The organism is Nocardia iowensis (assembly GCF_019222765.1).
Classification (GTDB): domain Bacteria; phylum Actinomycetota; class Actinomycetes; order Mycobacteriales; family Mycobacteriaceae; genus Nocardia; species Nocardia iowensis.
This window is the reverse complement of the sequence record NZ_CP078145.1, coordinates 8,048,575-8,068,598: the sequence shown is the minus strand read 5'-3', so window position 1 is coordinate 8,068,598 and position 20,024 is coordinate 8,048,575. Positions and strand designations below refer to the sequence as shown.

At 69.2% G+C, this 20,024-nt stretch carries 1 protein-coding gene (running past one end of the window); it reads left to right on the top strand.

Annotated features, from left to right (window positions below; genetic code table 11):
- Nucleotides 1-217: 217 nt before the first annotated feature.
- Nucleotides 218-20,024, top strand: partial view of a non-ribosomal peptide synthase/polyketide synthase gene (locus KV110_RS37085; protein WP_218471782.1) — the beginning only. The gene runs 23,942 nt beyond the window's last position; the window shows 19,807 of its 43,749 coding nt (coding positions 1-19,807); its start codon is at nucleotides 218-220; its stop codon lies off the right edge, out of view.

The following is a 20,024-nucleotide window of genomic DNA, read 5'->3' as shown; positions in this document are numbered from 1 at the left end:
AGCGAGATTCCCGGCATTGCCGGTCGGTGGGTAGTGGGCGCGGTCGCGCCTATGTAACAAGGTCACCCTGGCGGACAGATAGTGCCAATGAGCTTTTTTGCCTGATTGATTATGAGAACTGAACCCCGAGACGCGGGCGCCACGCTGGGATAGGTGAGCGTCCTGTCCGGGTGTCGTCGGGGAGCGCTTGCGTGGTGTTCCGGAAGCGAGGTTACGGTTGGACCGGCTGGATTTCGGCGGAAACGGCGAAGCTGGTGGCGAACGGGCATCCGCTGGTTCGGGCTACTTCCCGCTGTCTCCTGCGCAGCTGGGCATCTGGTACGCGCAGCATGTCGACCCGCAGGTGCCGGTCAACATCGCGCAGTACGTGGACCTGCACGGTGACCTGGATGTCGAGGTCCTCGAGCAGGCCAGTATCGACGCGTCGCACGAGCTCGGTTCTGGCTTCCTGCGGATCATCGAACGCGACGGTGAGCCGCTGCAATTCATCGACCACAGCATCGCCGACTACGACAAGGTCACCTATGTAGACCTGCGCGCCGAGGCCGATCCGGCCGCGGCGGCGATGGCGTGGATGCGCTCGGAGTACAGCCGCCCGATCGACCTGACCACCGATCGCCTGATCACCATCGCGGCGCTGCGACTGGCCGACGACCACTGGTACTGGTACTCGCGGGCGCACCACATCGCGCTCGACGGCTTCGGCGCGATGACCAACCTGAACCGGGTCGCCGAGCTGTACACGGCGTATGTGAACGGCACCGAGCCCGCGGTATCCAAGGCCACCGACCTGTACACGCTCTATGAGCAGGAAATCGCCTACCGCGAGAGCAAGCGCTTCGGCACCGACAAGGAGTACTGGGCCGAGCGGGTCGCCGGGCTGGAGGAGGGCACCAGCCTGACCGGCCGGTCCGCCCCGCCCGCCGCGATCAACGGAATCGCCAGCGCGGCCTTGTCGGACGAGCAGAACGCGCTGCTGGATGCGGCTGTGCGCCGCCATGATTCGTCGCCCGCCGGGCTGCTACTGGCCGCGTTCGCCGGCTATCTGGCGCAGTGGAACGGCGTCGAGGACGTCATTCTCAGCCTGCCGGTGACCGCGCGTACCACCGCGGCGATGCGTCGCTCCGGTGGTGTCTCGTCGAACATCGTGCCGCTGCGCCTGCACGTCGGCCACGACACGACCATCGGCGCACTGCTCAAGCAGGTGACGGTGGAAGTATCCGGCGCGCTGCGGCACCAGCGGTACCGGCACGAGGACATCCGCCGCGATGCCGCCGGTGACGGCGTGGTGACCACGGAGTTCTTCGGCCCGTGGGTCAACATCATGCTGTTCCACGACGAGCTGGCGATGGGCCCGATGGTCGGCCAGCTGCACGTGCTGTCCACCGGCAGCATCGAGGATCTCGGCGTCAACTTCTATCAGTCGGTCGCGGGCACTCGTTCGCACATCGACTTCGAGACCAACCCGAACCTCTACACCGAAGACGAAGCGCACCGGCATCATTCGCGCTTCCTCGAATTCTTCGACCGATTCCTGGCAGCCGAGGAAGATGCCACGGTCTGGACGCTGGACGTCACCACGGCGGACGAGCGCGAGCGCTCGCTGCTGGAGTGGAACGACTCCGAGCAGGAGGTGCCGGACACCACGCTGTCGGCGCTGCTCGATGCGCAGATGCCGTTGACGCCGGACAATATCGCGCTCGATTTCGAGGGCGCGACGTTGACGTACGCGGAGTTCGACGCGCGGGTCAACCGGCTGGCCCGGTTCCTGATCGCCGACGGAGTCGGCCCGGAATCGCTTGTCGCGCTGGGTATGCGGCGGTCGCTGGAGCTGGTCATCGGCATGCACGCGGTGCTGAAGGCCGGTGGCGCGTACGTGCCGATCGATCCGGATCATCCGGCCGATCGCACCGCCTACATCCTCGACAGTGCGGCACCGGTCTGTGTGTTGACGCTATCGGCCGATGAGCTGGAACTGCCGGAATCGGTGCGGCAGGTGCGCATCGACACGCTGGACGTGTCGCAGTACTCGGCGGCACCGATCACCGACGCCGAACGGACGCGACCGCTGCGGCCGGACAACACCGCCTACGTCATCTACACCTCGGGTTCGACCGGCCGCCCCAAAGGCGTAGCGGTCACCCATCACGCGATCGTCAACCAGCAGCTGTGGATGCTCGACGAGTACCGGCTGACCGCCGATGACGTCTACCTGCAGAAGACCGCGACCACCTTCGACGTGTCGCTGTGGGGCTACTTCCTGCCGCTGATGGTCGGTGCGAAACTGGTCATCGCCGCGCCCGACGGCCACCGCGACCCGCTGTACGTCGCCGACATGATCGCCCGGCACGGCGTCACCGTGACCGACTTCGTGCCGTCGATGCTGACGGTGTTCGTCTCGCACGCCACGGCGGCGCAATGCGCCAGCCTGCGTGCGGTTTTCGTGATCGGTGAGGCGTTGCCGCCGGAGACCGCCGCCGGTTTCCGCGCGATCACCTCGGCCGGATTGCACAACCTGTACGGCCCGACCGAGGCCGCGGTCTCGGTGACCTACTGGGAGGCGACCGCCGCCGACAAGCTGACCGTGCCGATCGGCATCCCGGAGTGGAATGTCTCGGTCTACGTGCTCGATTCGCGGCTGCGCCCGGCCGCGATCGGCGCCCCGGGTGAGCTGTATCTCGGTGGACGTCAGCTGGCGCGCGGGTATCGCGGCCGCCCGGATCTGACCGCCGACCGCTTCGTCGCGAACCCGTTGTCGGACAACGGTGAACGCATGTACCGCACCGGTGACCTGGTGCGCTGGAACGACGCGGGCACGCTGGAATACATCGGCCGCACCGACTTCCAGGTGAAGTTCCGTGGTCAGCGCATCGAGCTCGGCGAGATCGAGACCGATCTACTCGCTCACCCCGCGGTCAGCCAAGCCGTCGTGCTGGTGATGGATACCGCCACCGGTCAGCAGTTGGTGGCCTATGTGGTTGCCGCGCCCGGGCATTCGGTCGATCCGGCGGAACTGACCAGGTTCGCGGCCGAGAAGCTGCCGAGCTACATGGTTCCCGCATCGATCATGGTGCTGGCTGCCTTCCCGCTCAACACCTCCGGCAAGCTGGACCGTAAAGCGTTGCCGGAACCGGTGTTCAGCGCGGACGAGACCAGTTTCCGGGCCCCGCGTACCCAGGCCGAGCAGATCGTGGCTGGCATCTTCGCCGATGTGCTGAGCCAGGACCGCATCGGCATCGATGACAACTTCTTCGACCTCGGCGGCAACTCGCTGGTCGCCACCCAGGTGGTCTCCCGGATCGGCGTGGCGTTCGGCACCCAGATCGGGGTGCGGGCGCTGTTCGAATCCCCGACCGTGGCCGGGATCGCCGCCCGCGCGGAGAACGCCAGCCCCACCGACGGAGCCCGACCGCCGCTGGTGGCGCAAAACCTGCCGGAGCGGGTGCCGCTGTCGCTGGCCCAGCAGCGGATGTGGTTCATCAACCAGTTCGACCCGACCGTGCCGACCTACAACCTGCCGTTCGTGGTGCGGTTGCGCGGCCAGGTCGACCTCGACGCGTTGCAGGCCGCGCTGACCGATGTGGTGGCGCGTCAGCAGTCGCTGCGCACGATCTTCCCCGAGTCCGGCGACGGCGGCTATCAGCAGGTGCTGCCGGTCGAGCAGGTCGATCTCGGTATCACGGTCGAGCCGATCGATGAAGCCGAATTGCACGGTGTGCTGGCCGCGTTCGCCGCCACCGGCTTCGATGTGTCGCGGGAACTGCCGATCCGGGTCCGGGTCTACGCGGTGACCGGCGGTCGCGACAACGGTGCCGCCGATTACGCGGTGGCGTTCGTGGTGCATCACATTGCCGCGGATGGTTTCTCGTTCGGCCCGCTGGCTCGCGACGTCGCCGCCGCCTACCTCGCGCGCGCCGCCGGACAGGCGCCGACCTGGACGCCGCTGCCGGTGCAGTACCAGGACTTCAGCGTCTGGCAGCGCGAGCTGCTCGGCGCCGAATCCGATCCCGGGTCGATGGCCGCTCGCGAAATCGCCTACTGGCGCAGGGCCTTGGCCGGGCTCCCCGATCAGCTGGATCTGCCCACCGACCGGCCGCGCCCACCGGTGCCCAGTTTCACCGGCGGCCGGGTCAGCTTCGACATCGATGCCGAGCTGCACCAGCGCCTTTCGGCGTTGGCGCGGGCCAAGGGCGTGAGCCTGTTCATGGTCATGCACGCCTCGCTGGCGGTGCTGCTCGCCCGGCTGTCGGGCACCAGCGACATCGCCATCGGCACCCCGGTCGCCGGGCGTGGCGAGCAGGCGCTCGACGACCTGATCGGCATGTTCGTCAACACGCTGGTGCTGCGCTCGGAGGTGGACGGCAGCGAACCGTTCACCCAGTTCCTCGAGCGCACCCGCGAAACCGATCTCGCGGCGTTCGCCTTCGCCGATGTTCCGTTCGAGCGCTTGGTCGAGGTGCTCAACCCGACCCGCTCGCAGGCCCGCCACCCGCTGTTCCAGGTGATGCTGTCGTTCCAGGAAATGTCGCACGCGACACTGGAACTGCCCGGACTGTCGGTGACCGCCGATGAGCTCGAAGTCGACATCGCCAAGTTCGATCTGCAGTGGACCGTCACCGAAGAGCGTGGCGTCAACGGCGAACCCGCGGGCATGGCTGCCGTGGTGTCGTTCGCCACCGATCTGTTCGATGCGTCGACGGTCGCCGAGTTCGGCCGCCGCTACCTGCGCGTGCTCGAAGCGGCCGTCACCGCACCGGAATCCGCGGTGCGCGACATCGACATCCTCGACGAGGCCGAGCGCACCACCGTGCTCACCGCCTGGAACCTGACCGCGCACGAGCTGCCCGCGGCCACCGTCCTGGACCTGTTCCAGGAGCAGGTGCGCCTGCGGCCCGACGATATCGCCGTCCTGTTCGACGGCGGTACCCGCAGCTTGGGCGAATTCGGCCCGCAGGTGCAGCTGAGCTATGCCGAGTTCGCGGCGCGGGTGAATCGCCTGGCGCGCAAGCTGATCGCCGTGGGCGTCGGCCCGGAAACGCTGGTGGCCGTCGGTATCCGCCGTTCGGTGGACATGCTGATCGCCATCTACGCCACCATGACCGCGGGCGGCGGCTACGTGCCGATCGACCCCGACCATCCGGCCGAACGCACCGAGTACGTGCTGGCCAACTCGGCGCCGGTGTGCGTGCTGACCACCCTGTCCGACGACGTCAGCGCCGTCGACTGCCCGGTAATCGCCGTCGACACACTGGATTTGAGCGAATTCAGCGACGAGCCGGTCACCGACGCGGAGCGGCGCGCACCGCTGCGACCCGCCAACACCGCGTACGTGCTCTACACCTCCGGCTCGACCGGTCGACCCAAGGGCGTGGCCGTCAGCCACACCAGCGTGCTCAACCAGGTCGCCTGGATCACCAACGAGTACCGGATCAGCCCGGCCGATGTGGTCCTGCAGAAGACGCCGGTCACCTTCGACGTCTCGGTGTGGGAGTTGTTCGGCACCTTGGCCGTCGGCGCCCGCATGCTCATCGCCGCGCCCGACGGACATCGCGACCCGATGTACCTCTCGGAGATCATCGCACGGCACCAGGTCACCATGACCTCGTTCGTGCCGTCGATGCTCTCGGTCTTCGCCGGTACCGCCTCGACCACCGAATGCGCCTCGCTGCGTGCGGTTCTCGTCGCCGGTGAGGCCCTGCCGCCCGCCACGGTCACCGCGTTCCGGCACTTCTCCACCGCCGCGATGCACAACCTGTACGGCCCCACCGAATTCACCGTGCACGCCACCGCCTGGCATCTCAACGAGGTCGCCCCCAGCTCGGTGCCGATCGGGCGCCCGGTGTGGAACGCGCAGGCCTATGTGCTCGACGAGGGCCTCGAGCCGGTCCCGGTCGGCGTTCCCGGCGAGCTGTACCTTGGCGGCATCCAGACCGCCCGCGGCTACCACGGCCGCCCCGACCTGAGCGCCGAACGCTTCGTCGCCGACCCGTTCGGCGCGCCGGGCGCTCGCCTCTACCGAACCGGTGACCTGGTCCGCTGGGTCGAACCGCGCGATCCCGAGGTCGGCTCCGCCGGCGTGCTGGAATACATCGGCCGCACCGACTTCCAGGTGAAGTTCCGCGGCCAGCGCATCGAGCTGGGCGAGATCGAGGCCGCGCTGCTCGACCACCCGGCCGTCGGCCAGGCGGTCGTGCTCGTCATGGACACCGTCGCGGGCGATCAGCTCGTCGCGTACGTGGTGACCCCGGCGGGCCCGGTCGACATCGACAACATCAAGAACGCGCTGCACCGCACGCTGCCCGCGTACATGGTGCCGTCGGCGATCGTGGTGCTGGAAGCGTTCCCGCTCAACCCGTCCGGCAAGCTCGACCGTAAGGCGCTGCCCGCCCCGGTGTTCGAGGTGCGCGAATTCCGTGCGCCGACAACGCCGATCGAGGAAATCGTCGCGCAGGTCTTCGGCGAGGTACTCGGCATCAATCGCGTGGGTGTCGACGACGACTTCTTCGAACTCGGCGGCAACTCGCTGATCGCGACGCAGGTCGCCTCGCGCCTCGGTATCGCACTGGACACCCGGGTGCCGGTGCGCATGCTGTTCGAGGCGTCCACCGTGGCCGCCCTCGCCGCCCGGGTGGAATCGCACGCCGGTGACGGCGCGCGCAAGGCGCTGGTGGCCCGGATCCGTCCGGAAGAAGTGCCGCTGTCCCTCGCGCAGCAGCGCATGTGGTTCCTGAACCGGTTCGATACCGAGTCGGCGGTGAACAACATCCCGGTCGCCATCCGGCTCTCCGGCGACCTCGACGTCGCCGCGCTGCAGGTCGCGGTCATCGACGTGATCGACCGGCACGAGTCGCTGCGCACCGTGTTCCCGGAGACCAAGACCGGGCCGGTGCAGGTGGTGCTGGACGCCGCCCAGATCGTGCCCGACCTGACGCCGGTGCCGGTGACCGAGCACAACCTGATCGACCACCTGGTCGAGCTCGCCTCGATGGCGTTCGACGTGACCAACGAAGTCCCGTTGCACGCACGGCTTTTCGAGATCAGCGAGACCGAGTACGTGCTCGGCATGGTGGTGCACCACATCTCCGCCGACGGCTGGTCGATGGGCCCGCTGGCCCGCGACGTGATGGTGGCCTACGCCGCCCGCACCTCGTGGGAGGCGCCCGCTTGGTCGGCGCTGCCCGTTCAGTACGCGGACTACGCCCTGTGGCAGCGCGAGGTGCTCGGCTCCGAGGACGACCCGAGTTCGCTGATCTCCAACCAGATTCGGTACTGGACCCGCGAACTGGCCGATCTGCCCGACGAATTGGTGCTGCCCGCGGACCGGCCACGGCCCGCAACGGCCTCCTATCGCGGTGGCACCTACCCGTTCGTGATCTCCGGCGAGACTCAGCGCGCGCTGGTCGATCTCGGTCGCCGGCACAACGCCTCGCTGTTCATGGTCATGCACAGCGCGCTGGCCGTGCTGCTGGCCCGCGCCAGCGGCACCAGCGACATCGCCATCGGCACCCCGGTCGCCGGACGTGGTGAAGCCGCGCTGGACGACCTGATCGGCATGTTCGTCAACACCCTCGTGCTGCGCACGGAGGTGGACGGCGCGGCGAGCTTCGCCGATCTGCTCGCCCAGGCCAGGGAAACCGACCTGCACGCGTTCGCCCACGCGGACGTGCCGTTCGAGCGGCTGGTCGAGGTGCTCAACCCGGCCCGCTCGCAGGCCAGGCACCCGCTGTTCCAGGTGATGCTGACCTTCCAGAACACCAGGCAGGCCAGCCTGGAGCTGCCAGGGCTTTCGGTCAATGGGGTCGACTACGACGCGCGGCTGGCCAAGTTCGACCTGCAGCTGACCCTGCAGGAGACCCAGGACGAACTCGGCGAAGCGGCTGGCATGTCGGCCGAATTCTCCTACGCCGAGGACCTTTTCGACCCGGACACGGTGGCGGCGTTCGCGCGGCGACTGGACCGGGTGCTTGCGGCGGTCACCGCCGACCCGACCGTCCCGATCGGCGACATCGACCTGCTCGCGCCCGACGAACGCGCTCGGGTACTGGTCGACTGGAACGACAACGCGCACCAGGTGCCCTCGGCAACGCTGGTCTCCCTCTTCGACGCGCAAGCGGCGGCGACGCCGGACGCGGTCGCCCTGGTCTTCGACGAAGAACGGCTCACCTATCGCGAACTGCAGGTGCGGGCCAACCGGATCGCCAGGCAGCTGATCAAGGCCGGGGTCGGACCGGAATCGCTTGTCGCACTGTCGATCCGCCGCTCCAACGAACTGGTCATCGCGATGTACGCGGTGCTGCAGACCGGTGCGGCGTACGTGCCGCTGGACCCGGATCAGCCCGCCGACCGGATCAACCACATCGTCGACACCGCACGCCCACGGATGATCCTGTACCGGTCCGCGGACGGCTTCGGCATCGATCTGCAGCGTGAAGTGTCGGTCATCGCGATCGAGGGCATCGAGGGCGTGCCGGGTATGGCCGCCTCCAGCGGTGCGCCGATCACCGACGCCGAACGCATTCGGCCGCTGCGGCCGGGCAACACCGCCTACGTCATCTTCACCTCGGGCTCGACCGGTCGCCCGAAGGGTGTGGCGGTCAGCCATGCCGCGATCGTCAACCGGCTGCTGTGGATGCAGCACGAGTACCCGATCGGGCCCGCCGACGCGGTACTGCAGAAGACGCCCGCCACCTTCGACGTGTCGGTGTGGGAGTTCTTCTGGCCGTTGCAGACCGGTGCTCGCTTGGTCGTCGCGAAGCCGGACGGGCATCGCGACCCGGTCTACCTGGCCCAGATCATCGCCGAACAGGGCATCACCACAGCGCATTTCGTGCCGTCGATGATGTCGGTGTTCGTCTCCACCCTCGGCAACGAGAATGGCGACGCGGATGGCTATCCGTCGTCGCGGTTGCGGCAGGTGTTCGCCTCCGGTGAGGCGCTGCCCGCGCAAACCGCGCAGCGCTTGCGCGAACTGACCGGCGCCCGCTTGCACAACCTGTACGGGCCCACCGAGGCTGCCGTCGACGTCACGTATCACGAAGTGACGCACGCGGATACGGTCTCGGTGCCGATCGGGCGACCGGTGTGGAACACCGGGGTGTTGGTGCTCGACGCCAGGTTGCACCCCGTCGCACCGGGTGTCGCGGGCGAGCTCTATCTCGCGGGCGATCAGCTGGCCGTCGGCTATCTCGGCCGCCCGGATCTGACCGCGGACCGATTCGTCGCCAATCCGTACGGCGCCGCGGGCGCGCGGATGTACCGCACCGGTGACCTCGTCACCTGGACTCCGGCCGGTGAGCTGGAGTACCTGGGCCGCACCGACTTCCAGGTGAAGCTACGCGGCCTGCGCATCGAGCTCGGGGAGATCGAGGCCGCCCTGCTGGCCCAGCCCGGCGTCGCGCAGTCCGTCGTGGTGGTGCGGACCGACCCGCACGCTGGCGATCAGCTGGTGGGTTACGTTGTCGCCGAAGCTGATTCGGTAATCGACCCGGACGAGGTCAAGGCCGCCCTGGCCGGTGTGCTGCCTGCTTACATGATTCCGGCCGCGCTGGTCGTGCTGGACGCGTTCCCGGTCAACGCCAGCGGCAAGCTCGATCGCAAGGCGCTGCCCGCTCCGGTGTTCGAGGCCAAGGTATTCCGTGCCCCGGCCACTCCGATCGAGGAGATCGTGGCCGAGGTCTTCGCCGAGCTGCTCGGGCTGCCGCGCGTCGGCGTGGACGACGACTTCTTCGAGCTCGGCGGCAACTCGCTGGTCGCCACCCAGGTGGTGGCGCGGCTGAGTGCGGCGCTGGACACCGAGGTGGGTGTGCGCCTGCTGTTCGAGGCGCCGACCGTGGCCGCGCTGGCCGCCCGGGTCGAATCCCGGGCGGGATCCGGTGCGCGCCAAGCGCTCACGGCACAGGTGCGTCCCGAGTACCCGCCGCTGTCGCTGGCGCAGCAGCGGATGTGGTTCCTCAACCGGTTCGACGCCGACTCGGCCGCCAACAACATCCCGGCCGCGGTGCGGCTGGAGGGCGCGCTGGATCTGGACGCGCTGCGTGGCGCGGTCGCCGACGTCGTCGCGCGGCACGAATCGCTGCGCACCATCTACCCGTCGCGTGACGGCGTTGCCTACCAGCGGGTGCTGCCCGCGACCAGGGCGATCCCGGACCTGGAGGTCTTCCCGGTCGCCGAGGGCCAATTGCTCGGCGCCATGTACGAATTCGTCGAGCGCGGCTTCGACGTGACCGCCGAGCCGCCGGTGCGGCTGCGTGCCTACCAGCTCGGCTCCGGCGGGCAGGAACGCAGCGACCAAGGCATCAACACTGCGGATTACGTCCTCGTCGTGGTGGTGCATCACATCGCGGCGGACGGCTTCTCGATGCGGCCGCTGGTCCGCGACCTGATGACCGCCTACCTGGCGCGCACCTCGGCGACCGAGCCCGGCTGGCCGCCGCTCGCGGTCCAGTACGTGGATTTCGCGCTGTGGCAGCGAGAAACGCTCGGGTCCGAGAGCGATCCCACCTCGCTGATCTCCGAACAGCTCGACTACTGGCGCCGCGCCCTCGCCGGTCTGCCCGACGAACTGCGGCTGGCCGGGCGTCCCCGGCCCGCGATCGCGTCGTATCAGGCCGGGACACACCGATTCCGGGTGCCCGGCGAGCTGATCGATGAGCTGAACCGGGTCGCGCACGCGCACGGCACCACGCTGTTCATGGTGGTGCACAGCGCCTTCGCGGCACTTCTCGCCAGGCTGAGCGGTTCGGACGACATCGCCATCGGCATTCCGGTGGCGGGTCGTGGCGAGCAGGCGCTCGACGACCTGGTCGGCATGTTCGTCAACACCCTGGTGTTGCGCGCCCAGGTCGACACCGACGCCTCGTTCACCGACCTGCTTGCCCAGGTGCGCGAGCGCGACCTGCAGGCCTTCGCGCACGCCGACGTGCCGTTCGAGCGGCTGGTCGAGGTGCTCAACCCGGCCCGTTCGCAGGCGCGGCATCCGCTGTTCCAGGTGATGCTGTCGTTCCAGAACCTGGGTCGCGCGTCGCTCGAGCTGCCCGGACTCACGGTGTCCGAGCTCGGCATCGACCAGCCGACCGCGAAGTTCGACCTGCAGCTCACGCTGAGCGAGGTGCCCGACCGGTCGGGGCCGAGCGCCGAGGCGGCGATGGATGCCGAACTCCTCTACGCCACCGACCTTTTCGACGCCGCCTTCGCGAATACCTTTGCCGAGCGGTTCCTTCGGGTGCTCGGTGGTGTCGCCGCCGAACCGACCGCGGCGGTGGGCGATATCGAGCTGTTGGACGTGGCCGAGCGCGCGTTGGTGGTCGAGCAGTGGAACGACACCGAATTCCCCGTCGACGCGGCGCTGACCTCGCCGGTGGGCGATGCCGCCGCGACGCTGGTTTCCTTGTTCGAGGCGCAGGTCGCGCGCACGCCGGAAGCGGACGCGGTGACCTTCGAGGGGACAAGTCTGTCCTACGCCGAGTTCGCCGGGCGGGTGCACCGACTGGCGCGCTGGCTGAAGCAGAACGGCGTCGGCCCGGAATCGTATGTCGCCCTCGGCATGCGGCGGTCGATCGACCTGGTCGTCGGCATGTACGCGGTGAACGCCGCCGGTGGCGCGTACGTGCCGCTGGATCCGGATCATCCGGCCGACCGCACCGACTACATCCTGGAGACCGCGCGTCCGGTGTGCGTGCTGACCTCCGGCACCGACCTGGCGACCACGGCCTCCCGGCAGGTGCGCATCGATCAGCTCGACCTGTCGGAGTTCTCCGACGCGCCGCTGACCGACGCGGATCGGCACAAGCCGCTGCGCCCGGCCAATACCGCCTACGTGATCTTCACGTCGGGCTCGACCGGCCGCCCGAAGGGTGTCGCGGTCTCGCACGCGGCCATCGTCAACCGCCTGGTCTGGATGCACGCTGAGTACGGCCTTGCCGCCTACGACGTGGTGCTGCAGAAGACGCCCGCGACCTTCGACGTGTCGGTGTGGGAGTTCTTCTGGCCCTTGCAGGTCGGCGCGCGACTGGTCGTCGCGAAGCCGGACGGCCACCGCGATCCCGCCTACCTGGCGCGGCTGATCGTCGAAGAGCGCGTCACCACGGTGCATTTCGTGCCGTCGATGCTTTCGGTGTTCGTCGCCGAGGAGCGCGCGGCCGAATGCGTCAGCCTGCGCAATGTTTTCGCCTCCGGCGAGGCATTGCCCGCGGTCACCGCACAGCGGCTGCGCGCGCTGACCGGCGCCCGGCTGCACAACCTGTACGGCCCGACCGAGGCCGCCGTCGACGTGACCTTCCACGAGGTGACCGAGGCCGACACCAGCTCGGTGCCGATCGGCGCACCCGTCTTCAACACCCAGGTCTACGTGCTGGATTCGCGGCTGCGGCCGGTGCCGGTCGGCGTGCCCGGCGAGCTGTACCTCGCGGGCGCGCAGCTGGCGCACGGGTACGTGGCCCGGCCCGACCTGACCACCGAGCGCTTCATCGCCAACCCGTTCGGTCATGCCGCGCGCATGTACCGCACCGGCGACTTGGTCTCCTGGACCGAGGACGGCGAGCTGGAGTACCTGGGCCGCACCGACTTCCAGGTGAAGCTGCGCGGTCTGCGTATCGAGCTCGGGGAGATCGAGAACGCGCTCACCGCACTGGAATCCGTGGCGCAGGCGGTCGTGCTGGTGCGCACCGACGAGCGCACCGGTGATCAGCTGGTCGCGTATGTGGTCGGGGATCCGGACCGAGCCTTCGACGTCGAGACGGTGAAGGCCGCGCTCGGCAGCCGGTTGCCCGCGTACATGGTGCCGACGGCCTATGTGGAGCTCGACGAGTTCCCGCTCAACCCCTCCGGCAAGCTGGACCGCAAGGCACTGCCCGAGCCGACGTTCGCGGCCAAGGTGTTCCGCGCGCCGACCACGCCGGTGCAGGAGATCGTCGCCGACATCTTCGCCGAGGTGCTCGGTGTCGAGCGGGTCGGCGTGGACGACGACTTCTTCGAGCTCGGCGGCAACTCGCTGGTCGCCACCCAGGTGGCGGCGCGCCTCGGCGAGGCGTTGGACACCCAGATTCCGGTGCGCGCGCTGTTCGAGGCATCGAGTGTCGCCGCACTGGCCGCGCGGGTGGAATCGGCTGCGGGACAGGGCGGCCGGGCGCCGCTGGTGCCGCAGGAACGCCCCGAGCTGGTGCCGCTGTCGCTGGCTCAGCAGCGGATGTGGTTCCTCAACCGGTTCGACAACCGCACGGCGGTCAACAACATCCCGGTCGCCATCCGGCTCACCGGCGAACTCGATGTCGACGCGCTCAACGCGGCGATCGGCGATGTGCTGGCTCGCCACGAGGCGCTGCGCACCGTGTACCCCGAGGTGGAAGGCACCGGCTACCAGCGCGTCCTGCCCGTCTCCGAGGTCTCGTTCACGGTGGCCGCCGAGCCGGTGACCGCGGCCGAACTGCCAGCGCGCATCGTCGAGCTGGCGAGCGTGCACTTCGACGTGACCGGCGAGATCGCGTTCCGCGCAAGCCTGCTCGCCTTGGACGAGCACAACCACGTGGTGGTGCTGGTGATGCACCACATCAGCGCCGACGGCTTCTCGCTGCGGCCGCTGCTGCGCGACGTGGTCGTCGCCTACAGCGAGCGCACCCGTGGCGAAACGCCCGCGTGGGCGCCACTCGAGGTGCAGTACGCCGACTACGCGCTGTGGCAGCGCGACGTGCTCGGTGTCGAGCACGATCCGGAATCGGTTGCCGCCCAGCAGATCGCCTACTGGGTCGAGCAGCTGCGTGATCTGCCCGATCAAATCGAGCTGCCCGCCGACCGCCCGCGTCCGGAGATCGCCTCCAATGCCGGTGGCACGCACGGCTTCTCGATCGATGCCGAGCTGCACACCGCACTGGCCGAGCTCGCGCGCCGCCGGGGCGTCACGCTGTTCATGGTCGTGCACGCCGCGCTGGCCGCGTGGGCGGGCAGGCTGTCCAACAGCACCGATATCGCCATCGGCACCCCGATCGCCGGGCGCGGTGAGCGTGCGCTCGACGACCTGGTCGGCATGTTCGTCAATACGCTTGTCTTGCGCAGCGAGGTCGATCCCGCCGCGAAGTTCAGCGACCTGCTCGAGCAGGTACGCCGGACCGATCTGGCGGCGTTCGGCAATGCCGATGTGCCCTTTGAGCGGCTGGTCGATGTCATCAGCCCGGCCCGCTCGCAGGCGCACCACCCGCTGTTCCAGGTCGCGCTGACCTTCGAGGCGGCCTCGGCCGCCGATATGGGCACGGTGCAGCTGCCCGGCCTCGATCTCGATGTCGTCGAATTCGACCCGGGCACAGCCAAGTTCGACGTGCAGCTGACCGTGGGTGAGACCGCGGACGGCGCGCTGGCCATGTCGTGGAACTACGCGACCGAGCTGTTCGATCCGGAGACGGTGGCCTCGTTCGCCGACCGGCTGGTGCGCGTGCTGCAGACCATCGCCGAGGATCCCGAGATCGCCGTCGGTGATATCGATCTGCTCGGTGAGGCCGAGCGCCTGGATGTGTCGCAGCGCTGGGTGTCGTCCGGGATGGACGGCGGCGCGGGCCTTTTCGGCGAATCCGAGACCACGCTCGTCGCGCTGTTCGATGCGGCGGTCGCCGCGCATCCGCACCGCACGGCGGCCCGCTTCGGTGTCGAGCAGTTGACCTACGCCGAGCTGGACCGGCGCGCGAACGTGCTGGCGCGCAGGCTGATCGCGGACGGTGCCGGACCTGAGTCGTTGGTCGCGGTGATCCTGCCGCGCTCGCTGGACCTGGTGGTCGCGCTGGTCGCGGTGGTGAAGACGGGCGCGGGCTATGTGCCGGTCGACCCGACCTACCCGGCGGAACGCATCGCCTACGTGCTGGCGGATTCCCAGCCGACCAGCGTGATCCTGGATTCGACCGTCCAGGTGACGGTGCCCGCGGAACTGCCGAGCGTCGTGCTGGACGGCTTCGCCGTGGAGACCGGCAATATCGAGGACGCCGACGACGCGCCGATCACCGACGCCGACCGCAATGCCGCGCTCTCGCCCGACCACGTCGCGTACGTGATCTACACCTCCGGTTCGACCGGCCGCCCGAAGGGCGTCGCGGTCGCGCACCGGAATGTGGTGCGGCTGTTCGCCAACACCGACCGCGACTTCGGCTTCGGCCCGGACGACGTGTGGACGCTGTTCCACTCCTACGCCTTCGACTTCTCGGTGTGGGAGTTGTGGGGCCCGCTGCTGTTCGGCGGCACCCTCGTGGTGGTCGACTACTACACCTCACGCTCCCCGGAGCAGTTCCTGGAACTGTTGCGCGCCGAGCAGGTCACGGTGCTCAACCAGACTCCGTCCGCGTTCTACCAACTGGCGGAAGCCGATCGCAATGCCGCACCCGACGCCGCGCCGCTCGCGCTGCGCTACGTGGTGTTCGGCGGCGAAGCCCTCGAACTCCGCAGGCTCTCGGATTGGGTTGCCCGCCACGGCGATTCAGCGCCGCTGCTGGTCAACATGTACGGCATCACCGAGACCACGGTGCACGTGTCCTACCGTGCGCTGGACGCCGCCACCATCGCGGCCGCCTCCGGCAGCGTGGTCGGCCGGGCCATCGCGGGCCTGCGGGTGTACGTGCTCGACAACCGGCTGCGGCCGGTTCCGGTGGGTGTCGCGGGCGAAATGTATGTGGCGGGACCGCAATTGGCCCGCGGCTACCTCGGCCGCCCGGACCTGTCCGCCACCCGGTTCGTCGCCAACCCGCTCGGCGGCACCGACGCGGCGGGCTCGCGCCTGTACCGCTCCGGCGACCTCGCGCGCTGGAACCGCTTCGGCGAGCTCGAATACCTGGGCCGCGCCGACGACCAGGTGAAGGTCCGCGGCTTCCGCATCGAACTCGGCGAGATCGAGTCCGCCATCCTGGCCCAGCCCGGCATCGCCCAGGCGGCGGTCATCGTGCGCGAGGACCAGCCGGGCGACCAGCGGATCGTGGCCTACGTGGTCGCCGAACCCGACGTCGTCCCGGTGCTCGATCAAGTCCGTGACGGTGCCGCCGAGCGGCTTCCGTCGTACATGGTGCCCTCGGCGCTGGTGCGGCTCGAGTGGATTCCGTTGACCGTCAACGGAAAGCTCGATCGGCGCGCGTTGCCCGCACCGGCCGTGCAGGCTCGGTCCTTCCGCGCACCGGTCACCCCGGTTCAGGAGACGGTGGCCGCGGTGTTCGCCGAAGTGCTCGATCTGCCGAGGGTCGGCGTCGACGACGACTTCTTCGAACTCGGCGGCAACTCGCTCATCGCCACCCGGGTCGTGTCCCGGATCGGTGCCGCGCTCGGCAGCACGGTCGAGGTGCGCGCGCTGTTCGAGGCGCCGACCGTGGCAGCCCTGGCCGCGCGGGTGGAATCGCATGCCGACGGCGCCGCACGGGCCCGTCTCGTCGCTCGCCCCCGGTCGGCCGACGAACTGGTGCCGCTGTCGTTCGCGCAGCAGCGGATGTGGTTCCTGAACAAGTACGACACCTCCTCGGCGGCCTACAACCTGCCGATCGCCATCCGGCTGACCGGCGCCCTCGACGTGGCCGCGCTGCGGCTGGCGGTGGCCGACGTGGTGCGCAGGCACGAATCGCTGCGTACCCGCTACCCAGAGCACGGTGGCACCCCGGTCCAGGTGATCGTGCCCGCCGAGAACATCGCGCTCGACCTGCATCCGGTGCAGGTGGATCCGGCCGAACTGACCGCCGTGGTGACCGACTTCGTCACCACCGGATTCGATGTGGCCGAACAGGTTCCGCTGCGCACCCGGCTCTACAGCGCGGGCCGGGACGAGCATGTGCTCGTCGTCGTGGTGCATCACATCGCCGCGGACGGCTTCTCGATGGGGCCGCTGACCCGCGACGTGATGCTCGCCTACTCGGCACGCACCCAGGACAGCGCGCCCGGCTGGGCGCCGCTGGCGGTGCAGTACGCCGACTTCGCGGTCTGGCAGCGGGAAGTCCTCGGCGCCGAGGACGATCCGGAATCGCTGATGGCGCGCCAGGTGGCGCACTGGCAGCGAGTGCTCGACGGTGTCCCGGACGAGCTGACCCTGCCCGCCGACCGCCCGCGTCCGCCGGTCGCCTCGCTGCGCGGTGCGACGCTGCACCGCGAGCTGCCCGCCGACCTGGTCGCCGCGCTGGAAGACATTGCGCGGCAACGCGGTGCGTCGCTGTTCATGGTGATGCACAGCGCGCTCGCGGTGCTGCTGTCGCGGCTGTCCGGTGCGGACGATATCGCGGTCGGCACGCCGATCGCGGGCCGCGGCGAGCAGGCCCTCGACGATCTGGTCGGCATGTTCGTCAACACGCTGGTGCTGCGCACCGGAATCGACGCCGCCGAATCGTTCACCGAACTGGTGGATCAGGTGCGCCGCACCGACCTGGACGCGTACGGCAATGCCGACGTGCCGTTCGAACGTCTGGTGGAACTGCTGGCACCGGAACGCTCGCAGGCACGCAACCCGCTGTTCCAGGTGATGCTGGCCTTCCAGAACCTGGATCGCACCACCCTGGAGCTGCCCGGGCTCTCGGTGTCCGCACTGGACCTCGAAGAGAACGTCGCCCGCTTCGATCTGCAGTTCACGCTGTCGGAGCAGGGCGAACCCGGCACGGCCGGAATGGCTTTGGCGCTCACCTACGCCACGGACCTGTTCGACGAGTCGACCGCCGCCGAAATCGCGCAGCGCTGGCAGCGGGTGCTCGAGGCGATTGCCGCGAACCCGGCGATCGCGGTCGGCCAGATCGACGTACTCGACGCCGCCGAGCGAGCCGACCTGACCGCCCGCTTCGGCGAGCAGGCCACACCGGCGCGGACGCTGCCGGAGCTGATCGCCGAGGCGGCCGCCATCGACCCGACGGCACCCGCCGTCGTGTTCCAGGGGCGCAGTCTCTCGTACGGCGAGCTGGACGAACGCTCGAACCGCTTGGCGCGCTTGCTGATCGAGCGTGGGCTCGGCACCGAGGATCTGGTCGCGGTCGCCGTGCCCCGCTCGGACGACTCCTACTTCGCCGAATGGGCGGTGGCCAAGTCCGGTGCCGCTTTCGTGCCGATCGACCCGACCTACCCGGCCGACCGCATCGCGCACATGGTCACCGATTCGGGCTCCCCGGTCGGCCTGACCGTGACCTCGGTCCGCGCGGACCTGCCGGACTCGGTCGAATGGCTGGTGCTCGACGAACTGGAGCTGACCGGATTCGACGCCGCCGCGATCACCGATGCCGATCGCGTGCGACCGGTGCGGCCGGAACACCCGGCCTACGTCATCTACACCTCCGGATCCACCGGTGTCCCCAAGGGCGTCGTGGTCACCCATGCCGGGCTCGCCAACTTCCGGGACGAGCAGAACGCTCGCTACCACGTCGACTCGAACACGCGCGCACTGCATTTCGCGTCGCCGAGCTTCGACGCCTCGATCCTCGAGTTCCTGCTCGCGATCGGCCGCGGCGGCACCCTGGTGGTCTGCCCGCCCGGCGTGTACGGCGGCGAGGAACTGGCCGAGCTGATCCGTACCGAGCGGGTCACGCACGCGTTCATCACCCCGTCGGTGCTCGCCTCGCTGGATCCGGCTGCCCTGGCCGACATGCGGGTGATCGTCGCCGGTGGTGAGGCGGTCCCGGCCGATCTGGTCACCAAGTGGGGTGGCGCGCCGGACGGTTCGGGGCGACGTTTCCACAACGGTTACGGCCCGACCGAGACCACCATCATGACCAACATCAGCGACCCGCTGACGCCGGGCGATCTGGTCACCATCGGTGGGCCGACCCGCGGCATGCAGTCGCTGATCCTGGACGCCCAGCTCCGGCCCGTTCCGGTGGGTGTCGCAGGTGAGCTCTATCTGTCGGGTATCCAACTGGCCCGTGGCTATCACGCGCGGCCGGGGCTGTCCGCCGAACGTTTCGTGGCCAATCCGGCTGTCCCGGGTGCGCGGATGTACCGCACGGGTGACGTGGTCCGCTGGACGCGCACCGGTGAGGTCGAGTACGTCGGCCGGTCCGATTTCCAGGTGAAGGTGCGCGGTTTCCGCATCGAACTCGGCGAGATCGACGCGGCGCTCGCCGCGCACGCGTCGGTCGACTTCGCCGTCACCGTGGGCCACAAGAGTTCCGCCGGTGCCACCTCACTGGTGTCCTATGTCGTTGCCGCACCGGGTCGGTCGATCGATGTGGCCGACCTGACCGGCCACGTCGAGGAGCGGCTGCCCGCGTACATGGTGCCGTCCTCGATCATGGTGATCGACCGCGTTCCGCTCACCCCGGTGGGCAAGCTGGACCGAAAGGCGTTGCCGGAGCCGGTGTTCGCGACCGAGGTCGTGTTCCGGGCGCCGCGCACGCCGGTCGAGCAGACCATTGCCGAGGTCTTCGCCGAGGTGCTCGGCGTGGAGCGGGTCGGTGTCGACGATTCGTTCTTCGCCCTCGGCGGCGACAGCATCGTCTCCATTCAGCTGGTGTCGCGGGCCAAGGCGCGCGGTGTGGTGTTCACGCCGCGGCACGTCTTCGAGCAGCGCACCGTGGCCGGGCTGGCCGCGGTCGCCGAGACCGCCGACGCCGCAGCGGCTTCGGCGGTAGTGCTCGCCGAGCTGCCGGGTGGTGGCGTCGGCACCATGCCGCTCACTCCGGTCGTGCGGTTCATGGCGGAGCGGCGCGGCTCGTTCGGCCGGTTCAACCAGACCCTCGCGCTGGAGCTGCCGGTCGGCATCGACCGGGCGGGCATCGTCGCGACCGTCGGGGCGGTCATCGACCGGCACGACATGCTGCGGGCCAGCCTGCGCGAGGTCGACGGGGAGTGGCTCCTCGAAACCGCCGCTGCGGGAACGGTCGACGTGGACGCGTTGATCGATCACACCACCTTCGAGGCCGGTGTCGACGACGCCGCGTTGATCGAGATCGCTTCCGCCGCACTGGATTCCTCGCTCGATCGGCTGGATCCCGCTGCGGGCGTGGTCATTCGGTTCGTGTGGCTGGAGCCGTCGCGCAGCGACCGGGCGGGCCGCCTGATCGTCGTCGGACACCACTTGGTGGTCGACGGTGTCTCCTGGCGCATCC